The organism is Deinococcus grandis (assembly GCF_001485435.1).
Lineage (GTDB): Bacteria > Deinococcota > Deinococci > Deinococcales > Deinococcaceae > Deinococcus > Deinococcus grandis.
This window is the reverse complement of record NZ_BCMS01000001.1, coordinates 1,343,661-1,364,736: the sequence shown is the minus strand read 5'-3', so window position 1 is coordinate 1,364,736 and position 21,076 is coordinate 1,343,661. Positions and strand designations below refer to the sequence as shown.

Genomic DNA, 21,076 nt, shown 5'->3' with positions numbered 1-21,076 from the left:
ATCCGGCTCCGGATGCCGTGCCGGACCCTGCGCCGTCCGGAGCTGACGCTGCTGAATCTCTTGCTGAACCTGCCCCGCGCCGCCGCTCGCGCCGTCCCCTGTGGGCGGCCCTGGCGGCGGTGCTCGTGGTGGGGGCCGGGGTGGGCGCGTGGTTTGCGCTGCCCGTCAATACGGTCACCGTCAGCGGCAACGTCCGCCTGAGTGAGGCGCGGGTGCAGGCACTGGCAGGACTGGACGGTACCTTCGGCTGGCTGTACTACGGCACGTGGCGCGCGCGGGGGCTGCTGGACAGTCCGTGGGTGCAGTCGGCGGTGGTCACGCGCACCTTCCCGGACCGCGTGGCGATTGCCGTGACCGAACGCACTCCGCGCGCCCGCTGGCAGCGCCGCACCGGGGAGGTCGTGGCGGTGGCCCGCGACGGGACGGTCCTGCCGGGCGCTGCGGGGACGGGCGCCCTGCCCCTCATCCGGGGGTGGGGCCCTGACCGGCTGCCGGAAGTCCTGCACCTGCTCGACACCCTGGGCCGCTACACTGTGCAGACGGTCACGTACACGCCGTCGGGCGTGCGCGTGAAACTCAAGACCGGCTCGGTCTGGAGTGGCGACCTGAACGCCCTCGTGAAGTATGCTGGGAGCATCAGCATGTATCCAGACCGTGACATCTACATCTACCCCTGGGGGGTGAGCGTCCAGGAATGAAAGAGAACAGCATCATCGTTGGCCTGGACATCGGGACCACGAAAATTACGACCGTGATCGGCGAGGTCGGTCCGAACGGCAGTGTCGACATCATCGGTGAGGGCACCGTGCCCAGCGAGGGCATGAAGCGCGGCTCGGTCGTGAACCTCGAGCGGGCCACGCACGCCATCAAGCAGTCCGTCCAGAGTGCCGAGCGGGTCAGCGGCGTGAAGGTCGAGTCCGTGTACGTCACCGTCGCGGGCAACCACGCCAAGGCCATCACCAGCCACGGGCTGGCCGCGATCCGCCGCAACCAGGAAATCGGTCAGGGCGACGTGGACCGCGCCATCGAGAACGCCCGCGCGGTGCCGCTCGACCCCAACCTGGAGATCATCCACACCCTCCCGCAGGAGTACGTCGTGGACGGTCAGGAGGGTATCAAGAACCCGGTCGGCATGCACGGCGTGCGCCTGGAAGTGGACGTGCACATCGTGGCCGGGACGGCGGGACCGCTGCTGAACCTGCGCCGCTGCGTGCAGGAGGCGGGGCTGCGCGTCGAGGGCTTCGCGCTGCACGCGCTGGCCAGCGGCCTGGCGACCCTGGAGGCCGCCGAGCAGGCGCAGACGGTCATCGTGGTGGACATGGGCGGCGGCACGACCGACGTGGCGGTGTTCAAACGCGGGAACCTCGCGCACTCGGCGTGCATTCCGATCGGTGGGGATCACGTCACGGCGGACCTCTCGCAGATCCTGAAGATCCCGGCCGAGGAGGCCGAGAACGTCAAGCGGCGCTACGGCGCGGCCCTGCCGGAACTGGCCGATCAGGACCTGACGCTGGAGATCACGACGTCGTCGGGCAGCACGCACGCCATCACGGCGTTCGAGCTGTCGCGGATCATCAAGCCGCGCCTCGCGGAGATCTTCGGCATGATCCGCGACGAGATCGACCAGACCCTCGGGCCTGTCGAGCTCGTGGCGAACGGCGTGATCCTCACGGGCGGCGCGGCGCTGCTGCGCGGCACGCCGGAACTCGCCCGCGACCGCTTCCGCCTGCCGGTGCGGGTGGGCCGCCCGCGCGGCATCGGCGGCCTGACCGACATCGTCAGCGGCCCCGGGCACGCCGGGAGCGTCGGGCTGGTGCTGTACGGCATGGCCGAGGACGGCCGCCTGCCGCACCTCGTGTACGGAGACATGGCTCCGGCCGGGGCCCCGGCCGCGCCGCAGGTGACGGCGCCCGCGCCGACCACGCCCGAGGTGCCCGAGGTGCGGGCTGCCCCCGCCCCGCGTGAACAGAGCCGCGAGAAGGACAAGCAGGGCCCCAGCCTGACCGAGCGGATGCGCAACTGGTTCAAGGACTGGATGTAACCCGCCCACTGCGGCGGGCTCGGGAGCGGACCCTGCACGCCGGGGTCCGCTCGCGGTTTCCGGTGGGGTCACATGCTGGGCGTGCGCGCCTGATATCGTGCGCTAAACTGCCAAGCAGTCAACGACATCGGCCCGCTGTTCGGGTCGGGTCGTGGTAAGGAGAGATGATGCAAGCGGCCAGAATTCGCGTGATCGGCTTGGGCGGGGCGGGCAACAATGCCGTCAACCGCATGATTGAATCGGGACTTGAGGGCGTGGAGTTCATCGCCGGGAACACGGACGCGCAGGTGCTCGCCAAGAGTCACGCGGAGATCCGCATTCAGCTCGGGGACCGCCTGACGCGCGGCCTGGGCGCCGGCGCGGACCCCGAGGTGGGCGAGAAGGCCGCCCTGGAGGACCGCGAGCGCATCAAGGAGTACCTCGAGGGCACCGACATGCTGTTCATCACCGCCGGGATGGGCGGCGGGACCGGCACCGGCAGCGCGCCGGTCGTCGCGGAGATCGCCCGCGAGATGGGCATCCTGACGGTCGCCATCGTGACGCGGCCCTTCAAGTTCGAGGGGCCCAAGCGTCTGCGCGTGGCCGAGGAAGGCATCAGCAAGCTCGCCGACCGCGTGGACGGCATGATCGTCGTGAACAACGAGAAGCTGCTGACCGCCGTGGACAAGAAGGTCTCGTTCCGCGAGGCGTTCCTGATCGCCGACCGCGTGCTGTACTACGGCGTGAAGGGCATCAGCGACGTGATCAACGTCGAGGGCATGATCAACCTGGACTTCGCGGACGTGCGTAACCTGCTCGCGAACAGCGGCACGGTCCTGATGGGCATCGGCGCGGGGCGCGGCGAGAAGGTCGCCGAGGAGGCCGCGATGAGCGCCATCCACAGCCCGCTGCTCGAACGCGGCATCGAGGGCGCGCGGCGCATCCTGGTGAACGTGACCGGCAGCTACGACCTGAGCATGACCGACGCGAACGAGATCGTCGAGAAGATCCGCGAGGCGACCGGTTTCGAGGAACCCGACATCCTGTTCGGCATCACGCCCGACGAGGACGCCGGGGACGAGGTGCGCGTCACCGTGATCGCCACCGGCTTCAACGACATGCCGGTGACCGTGGCGGGCGGCCTGCGCTCCAGCGTGATCGACACGATCGTCAAGCCCGTGCGCGGCGGCAGCAGCTACGACCCGAAGGATTACGACATCCCGGCGTTCCTGCGCAACGTGGACCGCGACTGACCGTCATCCTGACTCTCCCCCACCCGCGCGGTGGGGGTTTTTGCTTGTGTGGGCCGTCTGTGCGGCGAAGCGGGCCGGTGAAGCTGTGTAGACACACCGGCCTTCACGCCCCGGCATTTGTCCGGACATCCGCCCGCCCGCGCCGCTGGGGCGCCTATCTTGAACGGCCAGTACCGGCGGCGCACCGGCGCGTCCCGCGTTTCCTGTCCTCACGCCCCCGAACCTGCCCACGCGGCGGGTGTCGTCAAGGAGTTCTTCCATGCAGCGAGTTCCCGCACACCGCATCCTGACCCTGTCCCTGCTGGCCCCCCTGTCCCTGCTGACGCTGGGGACCGGCGCCCACGCCCAGACCGCCGCGAAGCTGACCCCGGTGAAACTCGCGACGATCAGCCCGCTGTCCGGGTCGATCAGCAACCTGGGCGCGCAGGTGCGCAACGGCGCGCAGCTCGCCGTGAACGAGTACCGGGCGCAGTTCAGGACACTGGGCTTCGACCTGAGCCTCGTGGCGTTCGACGACCAGGCCGACCCGGCGACCGGCACGGCCGCGGCGCGCAAGATCGCCGCCGACCGGCAGGTGCTGGCCGTGGTGGGCGCACTGAACAGCGGCGTGACCATTCCCGCCAGCGCCGCGCTGAGTACCAGTCATGTGGCGGTCGTGAACTCGGGCAGCACCGCCAATCAGGTCACCGACCGCGGCCTGAAGAACGTGAGCCGCATCGTGCCGCGCGACGACGCGCAGGGCCCGGCCGGAGCGGCGTTCCTGGCCGGTACCCTGAAGGCCAGGCGGGTGTACGTCCTGAACGACAAGACCGCGTACGGCGAGGGCCTGGCCGGTGAGGTCGAGAAGACCCTGAAGGCGCGCGGCGTGAAGGTCCTGGCGAACGAGGGCACCGAGGAGAAGAGCGACTTCTCGGGCGTGATCGCCAAGATCAGGTTGCAGCGGCCGGACGCGATCTACTTCGGCGGGGTGTACAACCAGGTGGGCGTGTTCCTCTCGCAGCTGCGCGGCGCGGGCGTCACGGTTCCCGTGGTCGGCGGCGACGGCCTGGACAGCCCGGAACTGGCCCGCGTGGCTGGAGCGGGCGCCACGAACGTGTACTACACGACCGTGTCCGCGCCGCTGAGTGCGCTGCCTGCCGCCAGGGCGTTCGCCGGGTCGTACCGCAAGGCCTTCGGGAGTGACCCGCAGGGCTTCGCGGCGTTCGCGTACGACGCGGCGCGCGTGGCGCTTCAGGGCGTCCTGAATGCCGCCAGGAGCAACGGTGGGAAGGTGCCCAGCCGCACGCAGGTGGAGTCGGCGGTGCGGGCCGGGACGTACCCGAACCTGCTGTCCGGCAGCGTGAAATTCAACGCGGTCGGGGACCGTCAGAGTGCGAAACTGTACGTCATGAAGCTCACGGGCGGGAAACTGAGCCTGAGCACCAGCGTGAACGTGACGCCCCGCCGCTGACGGCAGTGACGACGAGCGGCGGGCGGCCCCATCTGGAAAGGGCTGCCCGCCGCTTCATGCTGGCAGCGTCAGCCCGCCAGGGTCAGGACGCTCTGGTTGCCGCGCAGGACGTAGATCAGAATGCCGGATTCGGCCAGCACGGCGGCGCGGCGTTCGAGGTCCCGCACGGCGTCCGGCAGGCCCGCCCACTGCCGCCGGGCCTGCTCGCCGGGCTCCAGGTAGAAGCCCTCGGGGAGCGCGACGATGCTGACGCGGCTGGCGGTGGCGCGGGCGCGCAGCGCCTGGGTGGTCAGGTCGGCGCTGGGCCGCGCGGTGAGGATGATCAGGTTCCCCCCGGCGCGCGTGACCGGCAGCGCGGGCGGCGCCGGGTCGGGTTCCAGCCGGGCCAGCAGGTGCAGCGCGGCATGCAGGGCGTCCGCGCCGCGCCCGGCGGGCGTGACCTGCCCCGCGGCGGCGGCCGCGACCGGGAGGCCCAGCGTCTGCCCCTCGCGCAGGAGGCTGGCGGCCAGCCGGGCGGCGCTGTCCACGAAGGTGCTCCCCCCGGCGCTGGCGTCCACGAACACCGTGAGGCTGCTGGCGGCGGTGCGTTCGGGTTCCCGCACGACCAGTTCGCCCCGGCGGGCGCTGAGGCGCCAGTGGATGCGGCCCGGCGCGTCCCCGGTGACGTACTCGCGGGCGCTGCGCAGGCTGAGGGGGTCGTCCAGGCCCAGCTGGCGCGACAGGGTCCCCTCCGAGAGCAGTGGGCGCAGCAGGTCCGGCAGGAGCAGGCCGTGCGTGCCGGGGTACACGGTGACGGCCGTGGTGGCGGGCAGGGTGGTCTGCTGCCAGAACAGCCCCAGCGGATCGGCCCACGCGAGGTCCAGGCCGGGCCACTCGAAGTGGCCCCGGCGGTTCAGGCGCAGGGTGGTCGTGAAGGTCCGGGTGGTCTGCCCGAGGTGCAGCGCGGCGGCGGTCAGTTCATGGCCGGACACCACGCCGCGCGGGGCGGGGTCGCTGAGCGTGACGCGCAGGGGGCGGCGTGACCGGACCGTGACGGTGACGGTCAGGGGCAGCCCGCCGCCCTCGAAGCCGCTGCCCGGGACCTCCCGCGTGACGGTCACGTGCGGCGGGCGGCGCGACAGGCCCCACAGGCCGCCCGTCACCGCGGCGATCAGGGCCAGCCACAGCAGCGCCGCCGTCATGCGTGTGCGGTGTCCTCGACCGGCACCGGCTGGGCGCGCAGGACCTCGCCCACGATACCTTCTGCACTCTGACCCTGGAGGCGCGCCTCGATGCGCAGGCTCAGGCGGTGCGCCAGGACGCCCGGCGCGGCGCGCTGCACGTCGTCCGGCGTGACGAACGAGCGTCCCGCGAGCCACGCGAGCGCCTGCGCCGTGCCCTGCAGACCCAGGCTGGCGCGCGGCCCGCCGCCCAGCGTGACCAGGGGGTGCGTCCGCGTGGCGGCGCTCAGGCCCGCGACGTACGCGCGCACGGGTTCGGACACGAACACGCGCCGCACGGCCTCCTGCGCGTCCAGCAGCGCCGCCGGGGTCGTCACGGCCCGCAGCGCGCCGATGGGATGCTCGCCCTGCAGGCGGCCCAGCATCCGCACCTCCTCTTCCGGCGTGGGGTACCCCACCGAGAGTTTCAGCAGGAAGCGGTCCAGCTGCGCCTCGGGCAGGCGGTAGGTGCCCTCGTGCTCGACGGGGTTCTGCGTGGCGATCACCACGAACGGCGCGGGCAGCGGGTGGGTCACGCCGGACTCCGTGACCTGCCCCTCGGCCATGGCCTCCAGCAGCGCGGACTGCGTCTTGGGTGTGGCGCGGTTGATCTCGTCCGCGAGCAGCACCCCGGTGAAGATCGGGCCCGGCACGAAGCGGAACTCGTGGGTGTCCGGGCGGTACACGCTGACGCCGGTCACGTCGCCGGGCAGCAGGTCCGGCGTGAACTGCACGCGCCGGAAGTCCAGGCCCAGGCTGACGGCCAGCGCGCGCGCCAGCATGGTCTTCCCGGTGCCCGGGGCGTCCTCCAGCAGGACGTGCCCCCCGGCCAGGATGCCCGCCAGCGCGAGGCGTGTGACGTCCTCCTTGCCGACCAGGACCTGGGCGACGTTGTCGAGAATCGAGCGGGCGAAGGCGGGCGTGGGTGCAGTGTGGGTCATGGCAGGTCCTCGTGATCGGCGGAATCTTCGGGTGGGAGGGTCGGGATGACTTGGAGGACGGTGCGGGCGGCCTGCTCGGCCTGTCCGGCCTGCTCGTCGGTCAGCTGCCCGCCGTAGCGGACGGGTTCGTACAGGACGGTCAGGGTCCCCAGCGGGTCCGCCAGCGTCGGGTGGTGAGCGCCCAGCCGCGCGGCGTACCCGCTCGGCGTCTCGTGCGCGGCGCGGCCCAGACCGGCGTCCGACAGGGCCGCCAGCGCCTCCCGGTACGCGGCACGCACCCGGTGCAGCGGGGCAGGCAGGGCAGATATGGTGGGTTGGTCGTCATGGGCCGGAGTGCCTGTCACGGTCGCAGCGGCGCGGCGGCGGTTGACGAGCAGCACGGCGGCCACGATCAGCAGGGCCGCCAGGGCCAGCAGCTGCGCCAGCGGAGCGAGCCAGGTCACGCTGACGACCTGCGCGGCCGTTCCGGTGGCGGCCTCGGCCATGCGGGCCGCCGCGTCCGGGGGGGGCGCCGCACCCGAATCAGCCGGACCGGGTGGGCGCCCACCCAGGTTCAGCAGGATGGCCGACACGACCCACAGCAGGCCCGTCAGGACCAGCCCGGCCACCATGAGGACCTCGGACGGGTGAGGACGGCGGCCCGCGCGGCGGCGCAGCTGGGGCACACCTGCCGCCGCCAGCAGGCACAGCAGGCCCACAGGCAGCGCCAGTTCCAGCGGGAGCAGCGGCACGCCCACATCGAGCTGCACGCCGAGCCAGCTGCGCTCAGCGCTGGGACTGACGGACGCCGAGGGGTCCCCAGGCGCTGGCGGGGCCGCCTGGGACTCACGGGTGACCTGGGCCGTCTGCGTGGGAGTCGGCGTGAACGCCCCAGCGATGTCCGGGTGGGGCATGGGCAGCAGGGTGCCGAGCAGCGCGGCGACCACGGCGCCGCCCGCCACCCAGGTCCACCAGCCGGGAGCGGTCTGGGCTGCGTGGCGGGCGTCCCGCGCGGGCCGCGCCAGGGCGCCCCCGGCCAGCGCCAGGATCAGCCCCGGCTGCGGCGCGAGCAGGCCCGGCAGCAGCGCCAGCAGGCCCCGGCGCCGCCCGTCCTCCAGGGCGTGCGCCCCGGCACCCAGGGCGAACCCGGACAGGCTGAGCAGCAGGTACGTCCCGGCCAGGACCAGCAGCTGCCGGGGCTGCGCGAGCGCGGCGGGCACCTGCGCCGCCACGCTCAGCCCGACGATCAGCTGCGTGCCGAGCACGCGGGCCTGCGCCCACACGGGAAAGCGGACGCCCAGTGCGAACAGGCCGCACAGGAGTGCCGCGCCCCACAGCGGCAGCAGGCCCGCGAGTCCCAGGGGCAGCAGCGCCAGGCCGTACGCGGTCAGGGGTGGGCCGGTGCGGGGCGCGGCGAGGTCGTCCGGCACCGGGGAGGTCAGGTCGGTCATGGTTGCCGGAGAATACGCGCGCGGCGGCGCTGAAGTTGCCTCATGCGGACTCCGGTTGAAAGGTTTGCAAAATCTTTCAACCCGAGCGGAGCGAGCAGGAGGGAAACGGGTTCCGGGCGTGGAGTTGGCAACCCGGTGCTGTCCCGGGTTGTCAACGAAACAAACGGAATCCGTATCACGTCACCGCTGGCGACAGGGGCGCCGCCCCGATCCGGTGTGGATGCGGGGCGGCGCAGGGGACGAACTTCAGTCGAGGAAGTCGCGGAGTTTGCGGGTGCGGCTCTCGTGGTACTTGAGTTTGCGCAGCGCCTTGTTCTCGATCTGGCGGATGCGTTCGCGCGTGACGCTGAAGCGCTGCCCGACCTCCTCCAGGGTGTGCTCGCGGCCGTCCACGAGGCCCTTGCGGAACTTCAGGACCATCGCTTCACGCTCGGTGAGTTTCGAGAGGGCCTTTTCCAGTTCCTCGCTCAGGAGGGTCTTGGCGGCGTTCTCGACGGGGCTGTCGAGGTTCTCGTCGGGAATGAAGTCGCCGTAGAATGAGTCCTTCTCGTCCCCGATGGGCGTTTCGAGCGAGACGGGTTCCTGGCTGACCTTCTGCACTTCCTCCACCTTCGCGGCGTCCCAGCCCGGGCCCATGGCCTCGGCGATCTCCTCGTAGGTGGCCTCGCGGGACAGTTCCTGCTGCAGCTGGCGGGCGGTGCGGGTCAGTTTGTTGATCGTCTCGACCATGTGCACCGGGATGCGGATGGTGCGGGCCTGGTCGGCGATGGCGCGGTTGATGGCCTGCCGGATCCACCACGTGGCGTACGTGCTGAATTTGTAGCGGCGGCGGTACTCGAACTTCTCGACCGCGCGGATCAGACCCTGGTTGCCTTCCTGGATCAGGTCCAGGAAGCCCAGGCCACGCCCGGTGTACTTCTTGGCGATGCTGACGACCAGTCGGAGGTTCGCCTCGATCAAGCCCTGGCGGGCGGCGGCGCCGTCCTCGGTCTGGCGCATCAGGCGGCGGCGGGCGCGGTCCTCGAGTTCGAGGTCCTCCTCGAGCACCTTGCGGGCTTCCTCGCCTTCCTCGATGCGGCGCGCCAGCGCGATCTCCTCTTCGAGGGTCAGCAGGGGCACGCGGCCGATCTCGTGCAGGTACTGGCGGACCGGGTCGTTGGACACGGCGCGGGGCATGTCGTCGAAGTATTTCTCCTCGTCGTCGTCCTGCGCGGCGGCCGGGCCGTCCTCGGCAGCTTCTTCCTCGGTGTCGTCCTCGTCCTCGTCGAGGTCCTGCACCTCGATGTTCTGCCCGGCGAGGTACAGCTGCATGTCCTCGAAGGCGTCGGGGCTCTCGGGGTCCAGGCCGTTGGCTTCCAGCGCGCTGGCCAGCGCGGTAGCGATGTCCTCGCTGGAGAGCACCCCGGCGGCGCGTCCGGCCTTCAGGAGTTCCTGAATGCTGGCGTGCGAGTAGTAGGGCTTCTCGGGCTGGCCGCCCTTGACGGGCGCGGCGGCGGGTTTGGCGGCCGGTTTCGCGGCGCGCGCGGTGGGCTTGGCAGCCTTGGCGGGCTTCTCAGACGCGGCCGCGGCGTCCGCCTTCTTGGCGGCGGGCTTCTTCGCGGGCTTTTCGGGCGCGTCGGCCTTGGCCGCCTTGGGGGCGGCCTTCTTCGCGGGGGCCTTCTTGGGCGCCTCGACGGTCTCGGCGGCCACGACAGGCGCGGCCGCTTCGGGGGCGGGCTGGGCCAGTTCGGGCGCGTCGGCCTTGGGCGCGGCCTTCTTCGCGGCGGGCTTGGCGGGCATGGGGCTGGTGGCGGTCGTGACAGGTTTGGGCGTCGTGCCGGGGGCCACGCGGGCGCGGGCGCGCGCGGCGGCCTTGGGTTCGCCGCTCTCGGCGTCGATCTTCTTGCGGGTGCGGACGGTCGTGGAATCTGCCATGCGGCCTCCTGGGGTGGGGTCGGGGCGAATGCTGGTGGGTTGGGGGGTGTCCGGGCGGCGGGCCGTGTGCCGGGCGCCGGGCACCTGAACGCGTCAGTCTAGCAAACGCGCCCAGGACCGCATCGTGACGGGATCAGGATGTGGGAGGGGGGGGGCTGGTGGGGAACGCCGGGCCAACAGGTGAGATACGAGGCTGGCCGCCCACTGGTTCCCACCCCCCGGACGGGGGGGCAGGCGCGGGGTGGGGTCAGGCGCGGGTGACGGTCAGGACCTTGAAGCCCGCCTCGCGCAGGGTCTCGCGGACCTCGCCCAGGGCGCGCAGGTCGGCCTCGTAGGGCAGGAAGTCGTTCGCGACGAGGTGCAGCGTCCCGCCGGGCCGCAGGCGGCGCGTGGCGGCGGCGATGAATTCCCGCGCGACGTCCAGCACCACGCCGCGTCCCACGTGGAAGGGCGGGTTCGTGAGAATCACGTCGAAAGTCGCCGCCGGGTCCAGCGCGGCGTCCACGTCCGAGTGGACGGCCGCGCCGGTCAGGCCGCTGGCGGCCAGGGTCGCCTGGGCGCTGCGGACGCTGGGCAGGTCGCCGTCCACCAGGGTCACGGTCGCGCCGCGCCGCGCGGCCCACGCACCGATCAGGCCGGTGCCGCAGCCCAGGTCCAGCACGTCCTTCCCGTTCAGCGCGCTGCCGTCCGGGTCGAGGCGTTCCAGCGCGCCCAGCATCAGCGCGGTGGCCTTGTCGGGTTTCGCGGCGCTGAACACGCCGGGCAGGCCCACGACCGTCACGCCGAAGGCCTCGAAGCCCTCGGGGTCCGGGAGGGCCGGGGTGGGGCCGGGGCGGCGGATGAGTTTCGCCACGCGCATCCCACCGTCACGCGCCACGACCTCCCCCGCACCGAAGGCATTCCCGGCCAGCCGGACGTAGCGGTCGAAGCCCTTGTCACGGTCCCCGGCGATGTACAGCGTCCCGCCGGGCGGCGTGCAGGCGTGCGCCCAGGCGACCTGCGCGGCGGCGTACGCGTTCCCGCGGTCCCCGGCCAGCACCAGCGCCACGGTCCGGGCGCGGTCCGGCCAGCGCTCCAGCAGGGACTCGCCGGGCACCGCCGCGTGCGCGTCCAGGCCACCCGCCGCCAGGGCGCTCAGCGCGGCGGCGCTGCCCTCCACGGCGCGCAGCGTCACGCCCGGCAGGCTGCCCAGCAGGCCACCCATGGCGCTCAGGTCCAGTACGTCGCCGCGCACGCGGTCCTTGCGCATCACGCCCGCCAGCAGCGCCTGCGCGGCGTCCACGTCCGGGTACCCGCGCACGCCACTCTTGGTGAGGGCCTTCAGGGAATCCAGTCTGGGCGGGAGGTTCGCGGGGCGCACCTCGAAGTAGTTCACGGCGGGCCGCGCCTCCGCACGGCTCCCGGTCATGGCCGCCGGGCGATCGGAGGCGGATCGCTCGGGGGGTCGGTCGTTCTTGAATCGGATCTTCTGCTTGGGCCTGCGCGTCACCCCCACAGACTCGCACACCGGGACGCCATTCAGGCGACGCGTCCCCCGAACGGCCCACCACGACCCGGCGCCCGCGGTCCGTCCGGTGACCGGGAAACGCGGCCCCCACGTTCTCGCAGGGGCCGCGCGTGTCCGGCACTATTTCAGTCGGCTGGGGTTCACTTCACGACGATGTTGATGATGCGGCCGGGCACGTAGATCTCCTTGACGATCTGCTTGCCCTCGATGAAGCGGGCCACGTCGGCGTTCTCTTTGGCGGCGGCCATCGCCTCGTCCTGCGTGGCCCCCTTGCTGATCGTGACCTGCCCGCGCACCTTGCCGCTGACCTGCACGCCCATGGTGACGGTGTCGCGGGTGGCGGCCTGCTCGTCCACGGCGGGCCACGCGGCGGTGTGCACGCTGCCCTCCTGGCCGCGCGCCGCCCAGATCTCCTCGGCGATGTGCGGCACGACGGGGGCCAGCAGGCGATTGAAGATGTCCAGCGCCTCGTCCCAGGCGGACGTGCCGAACACCGGGGCGCGCTTGGCCTTGACCAGGGTGTTCGTCAGTTCCATCAGCGACGCGATGATCGTGTTGAAGCTCAGGCGCTCGAAGTCCCCGGTGACCTTCTTCAGGGTGCTGTGCACCGCGAAGCGCAGGTCCGCTTCACTGACGGTCTCGGCGGGGCCGGTGACCTTGTCGTCGGTGAACAGGGTCCACACGCGGCTCAGCCACTTGGCCGGGCCGTTGATGCCCTGCGGGTCCCACGGGCCGCCCAGTTCCCACGGCGCGATGAACATCAGGTACGTGCGCACCGTGTCCGCGCCGTACTCGCGCACCAGATCGTCCGGATCGACGACGTTCCCACGCGACTTGCTCATCTTCTCGCCGTCCTCGCCCAGGATCATGCCTTGGTTGCGCAGGTGCGCGAAGGGTTCGCTGTGCTTGGTCAGGCCCATGTCGCGCATGACCTTGATCCAGAAGCGCGAGTACAGCAGGTGCAGGATCGCGTGCTCGATCCCGCCCGTGTACAGGTCCACGGGCATCATGGGGTCCTTGGCGGGATCGAAGGGGCCCTCGTGGTAGTCGGGGCTCAGGTAGCGGTACATGTACCAGCTGCTGTCCACGAAGGTGTCCATGGTGTCCGTGTCACGCTCGGCGGGGCCGCCGCAGACGGGACAGGTGGTCTTCAGCCACTCGGTGTCCAGTTTCAGGGGGCTCTGGCCGGTCGGGGTGAACTCCACGTTCTCCGGCAGGCGCACCGGCAGCTGGTCCTCGGGGACGGGCTGCGCGCCGTGCTCGGGGCAGTGCACGAACGGGATCGGGGTGCCCCAGTAGCGCTGGCGGGCGAACAGCCAGTCGCGCAGGCGGTACGTGGTCTTCGCCTTCGCGATGCCACGCGCCTCCAGCTGCTCGACAATCCCGGCGATGCTGGCCTTCCCGCCGGGCAGGCCGTCGAACTCGCCGCTGTTCACGATGACGCCCTCACCGGTGTAGGGTTCCGCCGCGTCAGCAGGCATCGGCTCGGCGCCCTCGGCGCGGATGACCTCCACGACGTCCAGACCGAACTTGCGCGCGAACGTGAAGTCCCGCTCGTCGTGCGCGGGCACGGCCATGATCGACCCGGTGCCGTACGTGACCAGCACGTAGTCCGCCACCCAGATGGGCAGCTGATGACCGGTGATGGGGTGCGTGGCGTAGCTGCCGGTGAACACGCCGGTCTTCTCCCCTTCCTGCTGGCGTTCCACGTCCGTCTTGCGGCCCGCTGCCGCCACGTACGCCTCGACCTCCGCGCGCTGATCGTCGGTGGTCAGCTGGGCCACCTTGGCGTGCTCGGGGGCCAGCACCATGAACGTCGCGCCCATCAGCGTGTCCGGACGGGTCGTGAACACCGTCTCCGGCCCGGCCGGCGTGTCGAAGGTCACCTCGGCCCCCACCGACTTGCCGATCCAGTTCGTCTGCATCAGACGGACCTTCTCGGGCATGTCCGTGTCACTGAAGTCCAGCAGCTCGTCGGCGTAGTCCGTGATCTTCATGTACCACTGGCTCAGGTTGCGTTTCTCCACGGCCGTGCCGCAGCGCTCGCAGTGGCCGTTCACGACCTGCTCGTTCGCCAGCACCGTCTGGTCCTTCGGGCACCAGTTCACCAGCCCGCCCTTCTTGTACGCCAGGCCGCGCTTGTAGAACTCGATGAAGAACCACTGGTTCCAGCGGTAGTACTCCGGGTCGCACGTGGCGAACTGGCGGCTCCAGTCGATCATGGTGCCCATCGCCTGGAACTGCCCGGTCATCCGCTCGATGTTCGCGTACGTCCACGTCGCCGGATTGGTCCTGTTCTTGATGGCGGCGTTCTCGGCGGGCAGGCCGAACGCGTCGAAGCCCATCGGGAACAGCACGTTGTACCCGCGCATCCGCAGCCAGCGCGCACGCGCGTCGGGCGCGACGTTCGCGTACCAGTGCCCGATGTGCAGATTTCCGCTGGGGTACGGGAACATCGTCAGCGCGTAGAACTTCTCGCCCGGCGCGTCCTCGTCGAACTTGTACAGGCCGCTTCTCTCCCAGGCGGACTGCCATTTCTTCTCGATGGCGTGCGGGTTGTACCGCTCCATGCGCGGCTCGGGAATGTTGATGGGGTGCTCGTTGTTCATCTGGACTCCTTAGGAAGGGTGATGGGTGAACGTTGACAGGTGATGGAAGCGGCTGCTCTGGCGGGTGCTGAGGCTGGTCCATCAACCATCGACTATCAACAAAAAAACGCCCCGGCAGCCAGCCGGGGACGCTCGAACGGACCTGAGTCAGTCGAGGCGTCCCCGGGTGGTAAGCGCAGAGCGGATCATGGGGGAAGTGTAGCGGATTTGCCGGGGGGCCGTCAGGCGCGCGGTCAGACAGCGCGGACGGCCGCCTGGTGGTTCACATCGCGGGGGGAATCTCGATGCCGATCAGGCCGAGGGTGTCCTCGAACGCGGTGCGGACGCGGGCGACCAGGGCCAGGCGGGCTTCGCGCAGGCCTTCGGGGCTGGCGAGGACGTTCGTGGCGGGTTTGCCCTGCTTGTCCTTGGCGTTGTACCAGGCGTTGAAGGACGTGGCGAGGTCCAGCGCGTACTGGGCGACGCCGTGCGGGGAGTGCGCGCGGACGGCCTGTTCGACGACTTCGGGGAGTTTGGCGACCTGCTTGGCGAGGATCAGGTCCACGTCGGGCAGGGCGTCCCAGGCGGCGCCGGTGCCGTCCACGGGGTGCCCGGCGTCCTGGGCCTTGCGGAGGATGTTCGCGGCGCGCACGGCGGCGTACTGGATGTAAGGCGCGGTGTCGCCCTGGAGGCTGCTGGCTTTTTCGAGGTCGAAGTCGAAGGCGCGGCTGGGTTCGTTGCGGAGCATGGCGAAGCGCAGCGCGCCCACGCCGATGCGGCGGGCGATTTCCTGCGCGTCGTCCCGCGTGGCGAGGTCGGGGTTCTTCGCGCTGAGTTCCGCAAAACCGCGCGCGGCGGCCTGTTCCAGCGCGCTGTCCACGGCCAGGGTGATGCCCTTGCGGCCGCTGATGGTCTGCCCGTTCAGGTTCACGAACTCGTAGCTGAGGTGGATGCTGCGCGCTTCCTTCTCGGTTTCCCCGGCGACGCCCAGGCTGCTGCGCACGAGCATCTGGGGGTGCTTCTGGCGGGAGTCGATGACGTTGATGACCTCGTGCGCGTGCCCGAAGCGGGCCGCCTGGGCGCTGTCGCCGGTCGGGTCGCTGGTCCAGATGGTGTTCCCGGCGGGGTCGGTCATGAAGGGTTTGAAGGTCATGCCCTCGAACAGCCCGAACTTCCAGAACTGGAAGCCGATGTCCTTCGCGACGTACATGGCGGTGCCGTCGCTGCGGCGCAGCACGACGTTGGATTCCTCCAGGCCGGGCATGAACTCGCTGACGTCCATGATGAACGCGCCCGCGAACTTCCCTTCCGTGGGGTGCGAGGTGTACCGGCTGCCTTCGAGGATGTCCATGGCGCGGTTCAGGAAGCCGCTGCCGACCACGTCGGACTCCCACACGAGCAGGTCGTACGTGGCGCCGATGCGGAAGCAGGTTTCCAGCTGGGCCTTCACGGTCTGCTCGACCAGGGGACGCAGCAGGCCTTCTTCGAGTTTGTGCATGACCTCGCGGATGCCGGTTTCCATGTCGGCCTTGGCGGGGTCGGCGTTCAGCTGCACGTAGCCCTCGCCCAGCCAGTGGTCGTACTTCTGCTCGCCGTTCCACTCGCGGCCGTAGTGGTCCATGGCGAACAGGCTCTCGGCGGCCTGACGGCCGGTGTCGTCGATATAGTTCTGCACCTCGACCTCGTACCCGGCGGCGCGGAAGATGCGCGCCATGCTGTCCCCGAGGACGACGTTGCGCAGGTGCCCCACGTGGAGTTCCTTGTTGGGGTTCACGCTGGTGTGCTCGATGACGACCTTGCCCTCCTGCGCGGGGAGGTTCAGGGGCGTCTGCACGACGCCGCGCACGAAGCCGCCGACGTCCACGAAGAAGTTCAGGAACGGCCCGGCGGCCTCCACGCGCTCGATGCCGTCGGGCAGCTGCACGGTCTGCGCGAGCGTCTGCGCGACCTGCGCGGGGTTCTGTCCCAGTGCCTTGGCGATCTGGAACGCGGCGGGCGTGCCGTAATCGCCGGGTTTGTTCGCGGGCGTCTCCTGGATGGCGGCGTCCAGCGGGGCGCCCATCTGTGCGGCGGCGGCCTCCACGGCGGTCTTGAGTCGAGCCTTCAGGTCCATAACTGCCAAGTGTACGGGAAAGCGCCTGGGCGGACGACCCCGCCCGGGGCGGTCACCGGTTCAGAAGATACGGGGGTTGGGGGGCGTGTCCAGGGTCATGTCGGGGGTTGTTTCGTCGGCCCAGACTTTCATGTGGGTCAGGCGGGCGCTGCCGAACGAGGTCGTGAAGGCCACGTCTGAGGCGTCGCGGCCCTGCGCGATCAGGATGCGGCCCGCGCGGGGGCGGTTGTGGCGGGCGTCGAAGGTGCGCCACTGCCCGTCGATGAACGCCTCGAACCACGCGTGGAAGTCCATGGGGACCGGGTCGGGCGTGATGTCGATGTCGGGCAGGTACCCGCACACGTACCGGGCGGGGATGTTCAGAGCGCGGCAGAACGCGACGCCCATGTGCGCGAAGTCGCGGCACACGGCGCGGCCGCTGCCGAGCGCCTGGAAGGCGGTGGTGGCGCTGGTGGAGCCGTAGCCGTACGTGCAGGTGTCGTTCAGGTAGTCGCTGATGGCCTGCACCTGCGCCCAGCCGCCCTGGATGTGCCCGAAGCGTTCCCAGGCGTCGGCGCTCACGAGGTCGCTGTCCACGTAGCGGCTGGGGAGCAGGTACGTGATGGTCTCGTCGGGCAGGCCCTCGACGGGTGTCTTGGGCAGGTCGGGGTGGGCGGGGTCGGGGTTGCGGGTGGTCTCGGCGATCAGGTCGTGCCCGATGGTGAACGTGCCGGGCTGCGCGACGGTGCGCCAGACGGTGTTGCCGTGCGTGTCGGTGTACGTGTGGATGCCCTGCGCGGCGCCCAGGGGCCGCTGGGCGAGGAGACGCTGGCGGGTGCCGGTGGGTTCCAGCCGGTCGCGGGGCTGCACGACGAACAGCATGGGGGTGGGGTAGGGCACGTCGAAGGTCAGCTGGAAGCCCGCGCGGATGAAGACCGGTCGCTCGAAGCCGGGGGTGGGGTGGGTGGGGTCGGGGGCAGCGTCGGGCTGAGCCATATCCCTCAGTGTGAGGCGCGGTGGGGGCGGCGTGGGTGTGAGGGCAGACCCCCGGCGCGTTCATGTTCCGCCCGGGGCGTGCAGGCGGGCGGTACGCTGCGCCCCATGAACCGTCTGGGCATCAATCGTCTGGGTCAGGAGAGCAGCCCGTACCTTCGTCAGCATGCGGACAACCCGGTGGCGTGGTGGCCGTGGGGCGAGGACGCGTTCCGTGAGGCGCGCGAGCGGGACGTGCCGGTGCTGCTGTCGGTGGGGTACTCGACGTGCCACTGGTGTCATGTGATGGCGCACGAGAGTTTCGAGGACGCGGCGACGGCGGAATACATGAACGCGCACTTCGTGAACGTGAAGGTGGACCGCGAGGAACGGCCGGACGTGGACGCGGTGTACATGGCGGCCACGCAGGCCCTGACCGGGCAGGGCGGCTGGCCGATGACGGTGTTCCTGACGCCCGGCGGCGCGCCGTTCTACGCCGGGACGTACTTCCCCCCGCGCGACGGGCACGGCCTGCCGAGTTTCACGCGGGTGATGGCCAGCGTGGAGCGGGCGTGGCGTGAGGAGCGCCCGAAGCTGCTGGGGAACGCCGAGGCGCTGACCGAGCATGTCCGCGAGGCCAGCCGTCCGCGCGTGGCGGAGGGTGAGGTGGACGCCGGGCTGCTGGAGCGCGCAGTGGGGAACCTGCGGCGGGTGTTCGACGAGGCGCTGGGCGGCTTCGGCGGCGCGCCGAAGTTCCCCGCCCCGACGACGCTGGATTTCCTGCTGACGCAGCCCACGGGCCGGCTGATGGCGCTGCACACGCTGCGGCGGATGCTGGCGGGCGGCCTTCACGACCAGCTGGGCGGCGGCTTTCACCGCTACAGCGTGGACGAGGCGTGGCGGGTGCCGCACTTCGAGAAGATGCTGTACGACAATGCGCAGCTGACCCGCACGCTGCTGCGCGCCTACCAGCTCAGCGGGGATCCGGCGTTCGCGGGGGCGGCGCGCGGGACGCTGGAGTACCTGCGGCGCGAGATGCTCTCCCCGGACGGCGGGTTTTCCTCCGCGCAGGACGCGGACACGGGGGGCGTGGAGGGCCTGACGTTCACCTGGACGCCCGCCGAGGTCCGGGACGTGCTGGGCGACGCGGACGGCGAGCTGCTGTGCCGTCACCTGGGCATCGCGGACCCCGGCAACTTCCTCGACCCGCACCGGCCCGAGGTGGGGCGCCGCAGCGTGCCGTTCGTGGCGCTGCCCGTCCCGGATCTGGCGCTGGACCTCCGGCAGACCGAAAGCGAGGTCGCGGCGCATCTGGACGCCCTGAAGGCCCGCCTCCTCGCGGCCCGCGCGCAGAGGCCGCAGCCGGGCACGGACGACAAGGTCCTCACGTCGTGGAACGGGCTGGCCCTCGCGGCGTTCGCGGACGCCGCCCGCATCCTCCGCGAGCCCGAGTATCTGGAGGTCGCGCGCCGGAACGCGGCGTTCATCGAGAATCGCCTCGCCCTGCCGGACGGCACGCTGCGGCACACCTGGGGCGGCGGGCAGGCGCGCGTGGAGGGCCTGATGGAGGACCACGCGCTGTACGCCCTGGGCCTCGTGGCGCTGTTCCAGGCGGGCGGCGACCTGACGCACCTGCACCGCGCGCGGGCGCTGTGGGAAGTCGTGCGCCGCGACTTCTGGAACGAGGACGCGGGCGTGTTCATGGCGTCCGGAGGCCGCGCCGAGACCCTCCTGGCGCGGCAGGCTCCGGGTTTCGACAGCGCCGTCCTGTCCGAGAACGCGGCGGGCGCGCTGCTGGCCCTGTGGATGCACAGCCACTTCGCGGACGACGAAGCGGAGGGCATGGCGCGCCGCACCGTGAACGCCTTCCGGAGCGACATGCTGGCCGCCGCGGGCGGCTTCGGTGGGCTGTGGCAGGCCGCCGCGTTCCTCCACGCCCCCCACACCGAGGTCGCCATCATCGGGACGCCCGACGAACGCGCTCCGCTGGAGGAGGTCGCGGCGGGCGTGTTCCTCCCCTTCGCCGCGCTGGCCTTCACGGAGGCGGGTGGTGACCTGCCCGTCCTTCAGGACCGCCCCGGTGACGGGCGCGGGTACGTGTGCCTGCACCACACCTGCGACCTGCCCACCACCGAACCCAGGGTGTTCCGCGCGCAGCTGGACCGGGTGGCCGGTGGGGGCCGGTAGGCTCAGGGCAGCCGCGTTCAGGTCAGCTCCACTGAGCCATTTGCCGACTCCCGGCAGGTGAACGCGTACTGTTCCACGATCTTCCCCCGAGACCGCAGCGTGACGCGGAACCGCTCGGACTCTCCCCCACCGGTCAGGGCTTCGAAGCGTTCCGTGTCGTATTCCACCTGTACGGACCGCCCCAGATTCAGCGACGCGGCGTCCTGGCAGGGCGTCCCGGCGTTTGCTGCTGCTCTCGACTGGGCTGCAGGCTGTCAGGGCGAGCAGCAACAGGACGGCTGACCCGGTTCACCAGCCCAGCGTAGCCCCACCGCACCCCCGTTCCGTGCATTCTGTTCAGTGTTGTCCCCAGGGTAGTTTCGGCGTTCCGAGTGTGTGGGCGCTACGCTCGGGGCATGAGCGCGCCCACCACCCCGGCCGCCAGCGCCGCGCCCGCCACCCCCACCCTGCCCCCCACGCCCGCCGGGCTGCTGCGGCTGTTCGTGGGCGTCGCGCTGGTCGGCATCGGCGGCGGCCTCCCCGCCCACACCCGCCGCGCCCTGACCACCCGCGGCTGGATGACCGACGCCGAATTCGCTGAGGCCTACACCCTCGCGCAGCTGACGCCCGGCCCGAACGCCGTGAACCTCGCCGCGATGATCGGCGCGCGCCTGCTGGGCGGCCCCGGCGCGGCGCTCTCGGTCGTGGGCATCCTCACGCCCGGACTGATCGCCATGCTGACCGTCACCGCGATTACCCTCGGCCTCCCTGGCGGCCTGCCCCCCACGGTGCAGAGTGCCCTGCGTGGCGCGGCGTGCGCGGCGCTGGGCGTCATGCTGACCGCCGCGCTGCCGGTCCTGAAGGTCACGGCGGGCATCCGCTTCGGCCCCACCCTGGCCGTGATCACCTTCCTGCTGCTCGCCGTGCTGCGCGCCGACCTGCTGCTCGTGCTGGCAGGCACCGTGATCGTCGGCCTGATCCTCCACCGCCCCAGGAGCGGCGAGTGACCGCCGAACCGCTGGACATCCTGCTCACGTTCGCGCGGCTGGGCCTCGTGAGTTTCGGCGGCGCGAACCTCCCCGAGATCGAGCGCGTACTGGTCGACCAGAAGGGCTGGATCACGCCGCAGCTCCTCGCGAACGGCTTCGCGCTGGGGCAGGTCATGCCCGGACCGAACATGCTCGCCATGACTCACTACGGCTTCGCGGCGGGCGGCTGGCTGGGCGCGTTCGCCGCCACGCTGGGCTTCTACGGCCCCACCGCGCTGCTGAGTGCCGCCGCGATGACCGCGTGGCAACGCCTCAGCCGCTGGCGCTGGCTGCCCTCCCTGCGGAGCGCGCTGCTGCCCTTCGGCGCGGGCGTGCTGCTGGCAGGCGTGCTGGTGCTCGCACGCGGCAGCATCCACAGCTGGACCGGGGCGCTGATCGCCACCGCCTCGTTCGCACTGCTGTGGCGCACACGCGTCAACGCCGCGCTGATCGTCGTCGGGGCCGCCGTGCTGGGCGCCGTCCTCGGCCTGTAACCGCTCGGGTAGACTGGCCGGA

Annotated in this window: 15 protein-coding genes; 7 read left to right on the top strand and 8 right to left on the bottom strand. The window is 71.2% G+C overall.

Annotated features, from left to right (window positions below; all coding sequences use genetic code 11):
* The first annotated feature begins 17 nt into the window (after positions 1-17).
* The 4 genes from DEIGR_RS06760 (at position 18) to DEIGR_RS06745 (ending at position 4,723) form a co-directional block, all read left to right on the top strand.
* Complete coding sequence (locus DEIGR_RS06760) at positions 18-698, top strand: cell division protein FtsQ/DivIB (protein ID WP_236704681.1); 681 nt, start codon at positions 18-20, stop codon at positions 696-698.
* Positions 695-2,041 carry a cell division protein FtsA gene (ftsA, locus tag DEIGR_RS06755; RefSeq protein ID WP_058976278.1) on the top strand — a complete coding sequence of 449 codons (1,347 nt, stop codon included), beginning with the start codon at positions 695-697 and terminating at the stop codon, positions 2,039-2,041. Before DEIGR_RS06760 ends, ftsA begins: the two co-directional genes overlap by 4 nt.
* Before the next feature lie 167 nt (positions 2,042-2,208).
* A complete protein-coding gene (gene ftsZ, locus DEIGR_RS06750; protein ID WP_046844881.1) occupies positions 2,209-3,273 on the top strand; it encodes a cell division protein FtsZ in 1,065 nt (354 codons plus the stop codon).
* 259 nt (positions 3,274-3,532) lie between these two features.
* Complete coding sequence (locus tag DEIGR_RS06745) at positions 3,533-4,723, top strand: branched-chain amino acid ABC transporter substrate-binding protein (protein ID WP_058976277.1); 1,191 nt, start codon at positions 3,533-3,535, stop codon at positions 4,721-4,723.
* 68 nt (positions 4,724-4,791) lie between these two features.
* Here DEIGR_RS06745 and DEIGR_RS06740 read toward each other — a convergent pair whose 3' ends face one another.
* From DEIGR_RS06740 to DEIGR_RS06705, 8 genes are all read right to left on the bottom strand, one after another.
* Entirely contained in the window at positions 4,792-5,904 is a 1,113-nt protein-coding gene (locus DEIGR_RS06740) for a DUF58 domain-containing protein (RefSeq protein ID WP_058976276.1), read from the bottom strand.
* A complete protein-coding gene (locus DEIGR_RS06735) occupies positions 5,901-6,863 on the bottom strand; it encodes an AAA family ATPase (protein ID WP_058976275.1) in 963 nt (320 codons plus the stop codon). Before DEIGR_RS06735 ends, DEIGR_RS06740 begins: the two co-directional genes overlap by 4 nt.
* Positions 6,860-8,293, bottom strand: a complete 1,434-nt coding sequence (locus tag DEIGR_RS06730) for a DUF4129 domain-containing protein (RefSeq protein WP_058976274.1) — start codon at positions 8,291-8,293, stop codon at positions 6,860-6,862. The genes DEIGR_RS06735 and DEIGR_RS06730 overlap by 4 nt, the downstream gene beginning before the upstream one ends.
* A gap of 246 nt (positions 8,294-8,539) precedes the next feature.
* Positions 8,540-10,207, bottom strand: coding sequence for an RNA polymerase sigma factor RpoD (gene rpoD / locus DEIGR_RS06725; RefSeq protein WP_058976273.1), 1,668 nt, complete (start codon positions 10,205-10,207; stop codon positions 8,540-8,542).
* 247 nt (positions 10,208-10,454) lie between these two features.
* Positions 10,455-11,615: a class I SAM-dependent methyltransferase gene (locus tag DEIGR_RS06720; RefSeq protein ID WP_083523955.1), complete on the bottom strand. Its 1,161-nt coding sequence runs from the start codon at positions 11,613-11,615 to the stop codon at positions 10,455-10,457.
* A 239-nt stretch (positions 11,616-11,854) separates the two neighbouring features.
* Complete coding sequence (leuS, locus tag DEIGR_RS06715) at positions 11,855-14,323, bottom strand: leucine--tRNA ligase (RefSeq protein ID WP_058976271.1); 2,469 nt, start codon at positions 14,321-14,323, stop codon at positions 11,855-11,857.
* A gap of 262 nt (positions 14,324-14,585) precedes the next feature.
* Complete coding sequence (locus DEIGR_RS06710) at positions 14,586-16,415, bottom strand: arginine--tRNA ligase (RefSeq protein ID WP_058976270.1); 1,830 nt, start codon at positions 16,413-16,415, stop codon at positions 14,586-14,588.
* A gap of 60 nt (positions 16,416-16,475) precedes the next feature.
* A complete protein-coding gene (locus DEIGR_RS06705) occupies positions 16,476-17,390 on the bottom strand; it encodes a transglutaminase-like domain-containing protein (protein WP_058976269.1) in 915 nt (304 codons plus the stop codon).
* A 105-nt stretch (positions 17,391-17,495) separates the two neighbouring features.
* Here DEIGR_RS06705 and DEIGR_RS06700 point away from each other — a divergent pair, with 105 nt between their 5' ends.
* The 3 genes from DEIGR_RS06700 (at position 17,496) to DEIGR_RS06690 (ending at position 21,054) form a co-directional block, all read left to right on the top strand.
* Positions 17,496-19,553 carry a thioredoxin domain-containing protein gene (locus tag DEIGR_RS06700; protein ID WP_153013661.1) on the top strand — a complete coding sequence of 686 codons (2,058 nt, stop codon included), beginning with the start codon at positions 17,496-17,498 and terminating at the stop codon, positions 19,551-19,553.
* Between the two features lie 395 nt (positions 19,554-19,948).
* On the top strand, positions 19,949-20,539 hold the full coding sequence (locus tag DEIGR_RS06695; protein ID WP_058976268.1) for a chromate transporter: 591 nt from the start codon (positions 19,949-19,951) through the stop codon (positions 20,537-20,539).
* Positions 20,536-21,054, top strand: coding sequence for a chromate transporter (locus DEIGR_RS06690; protein ID WP_083523954.1), 519 nt, complete (start codon positions 20,536-20,538; stop codon positions 21,052-21,054). Before DEIGR_RS06695 ends, DEIGR_RS06690 begins: the two co-directional genes overlap by 4 nt.
* Positions 21,055-21,076: the final 22 nt, after the last annotated feature.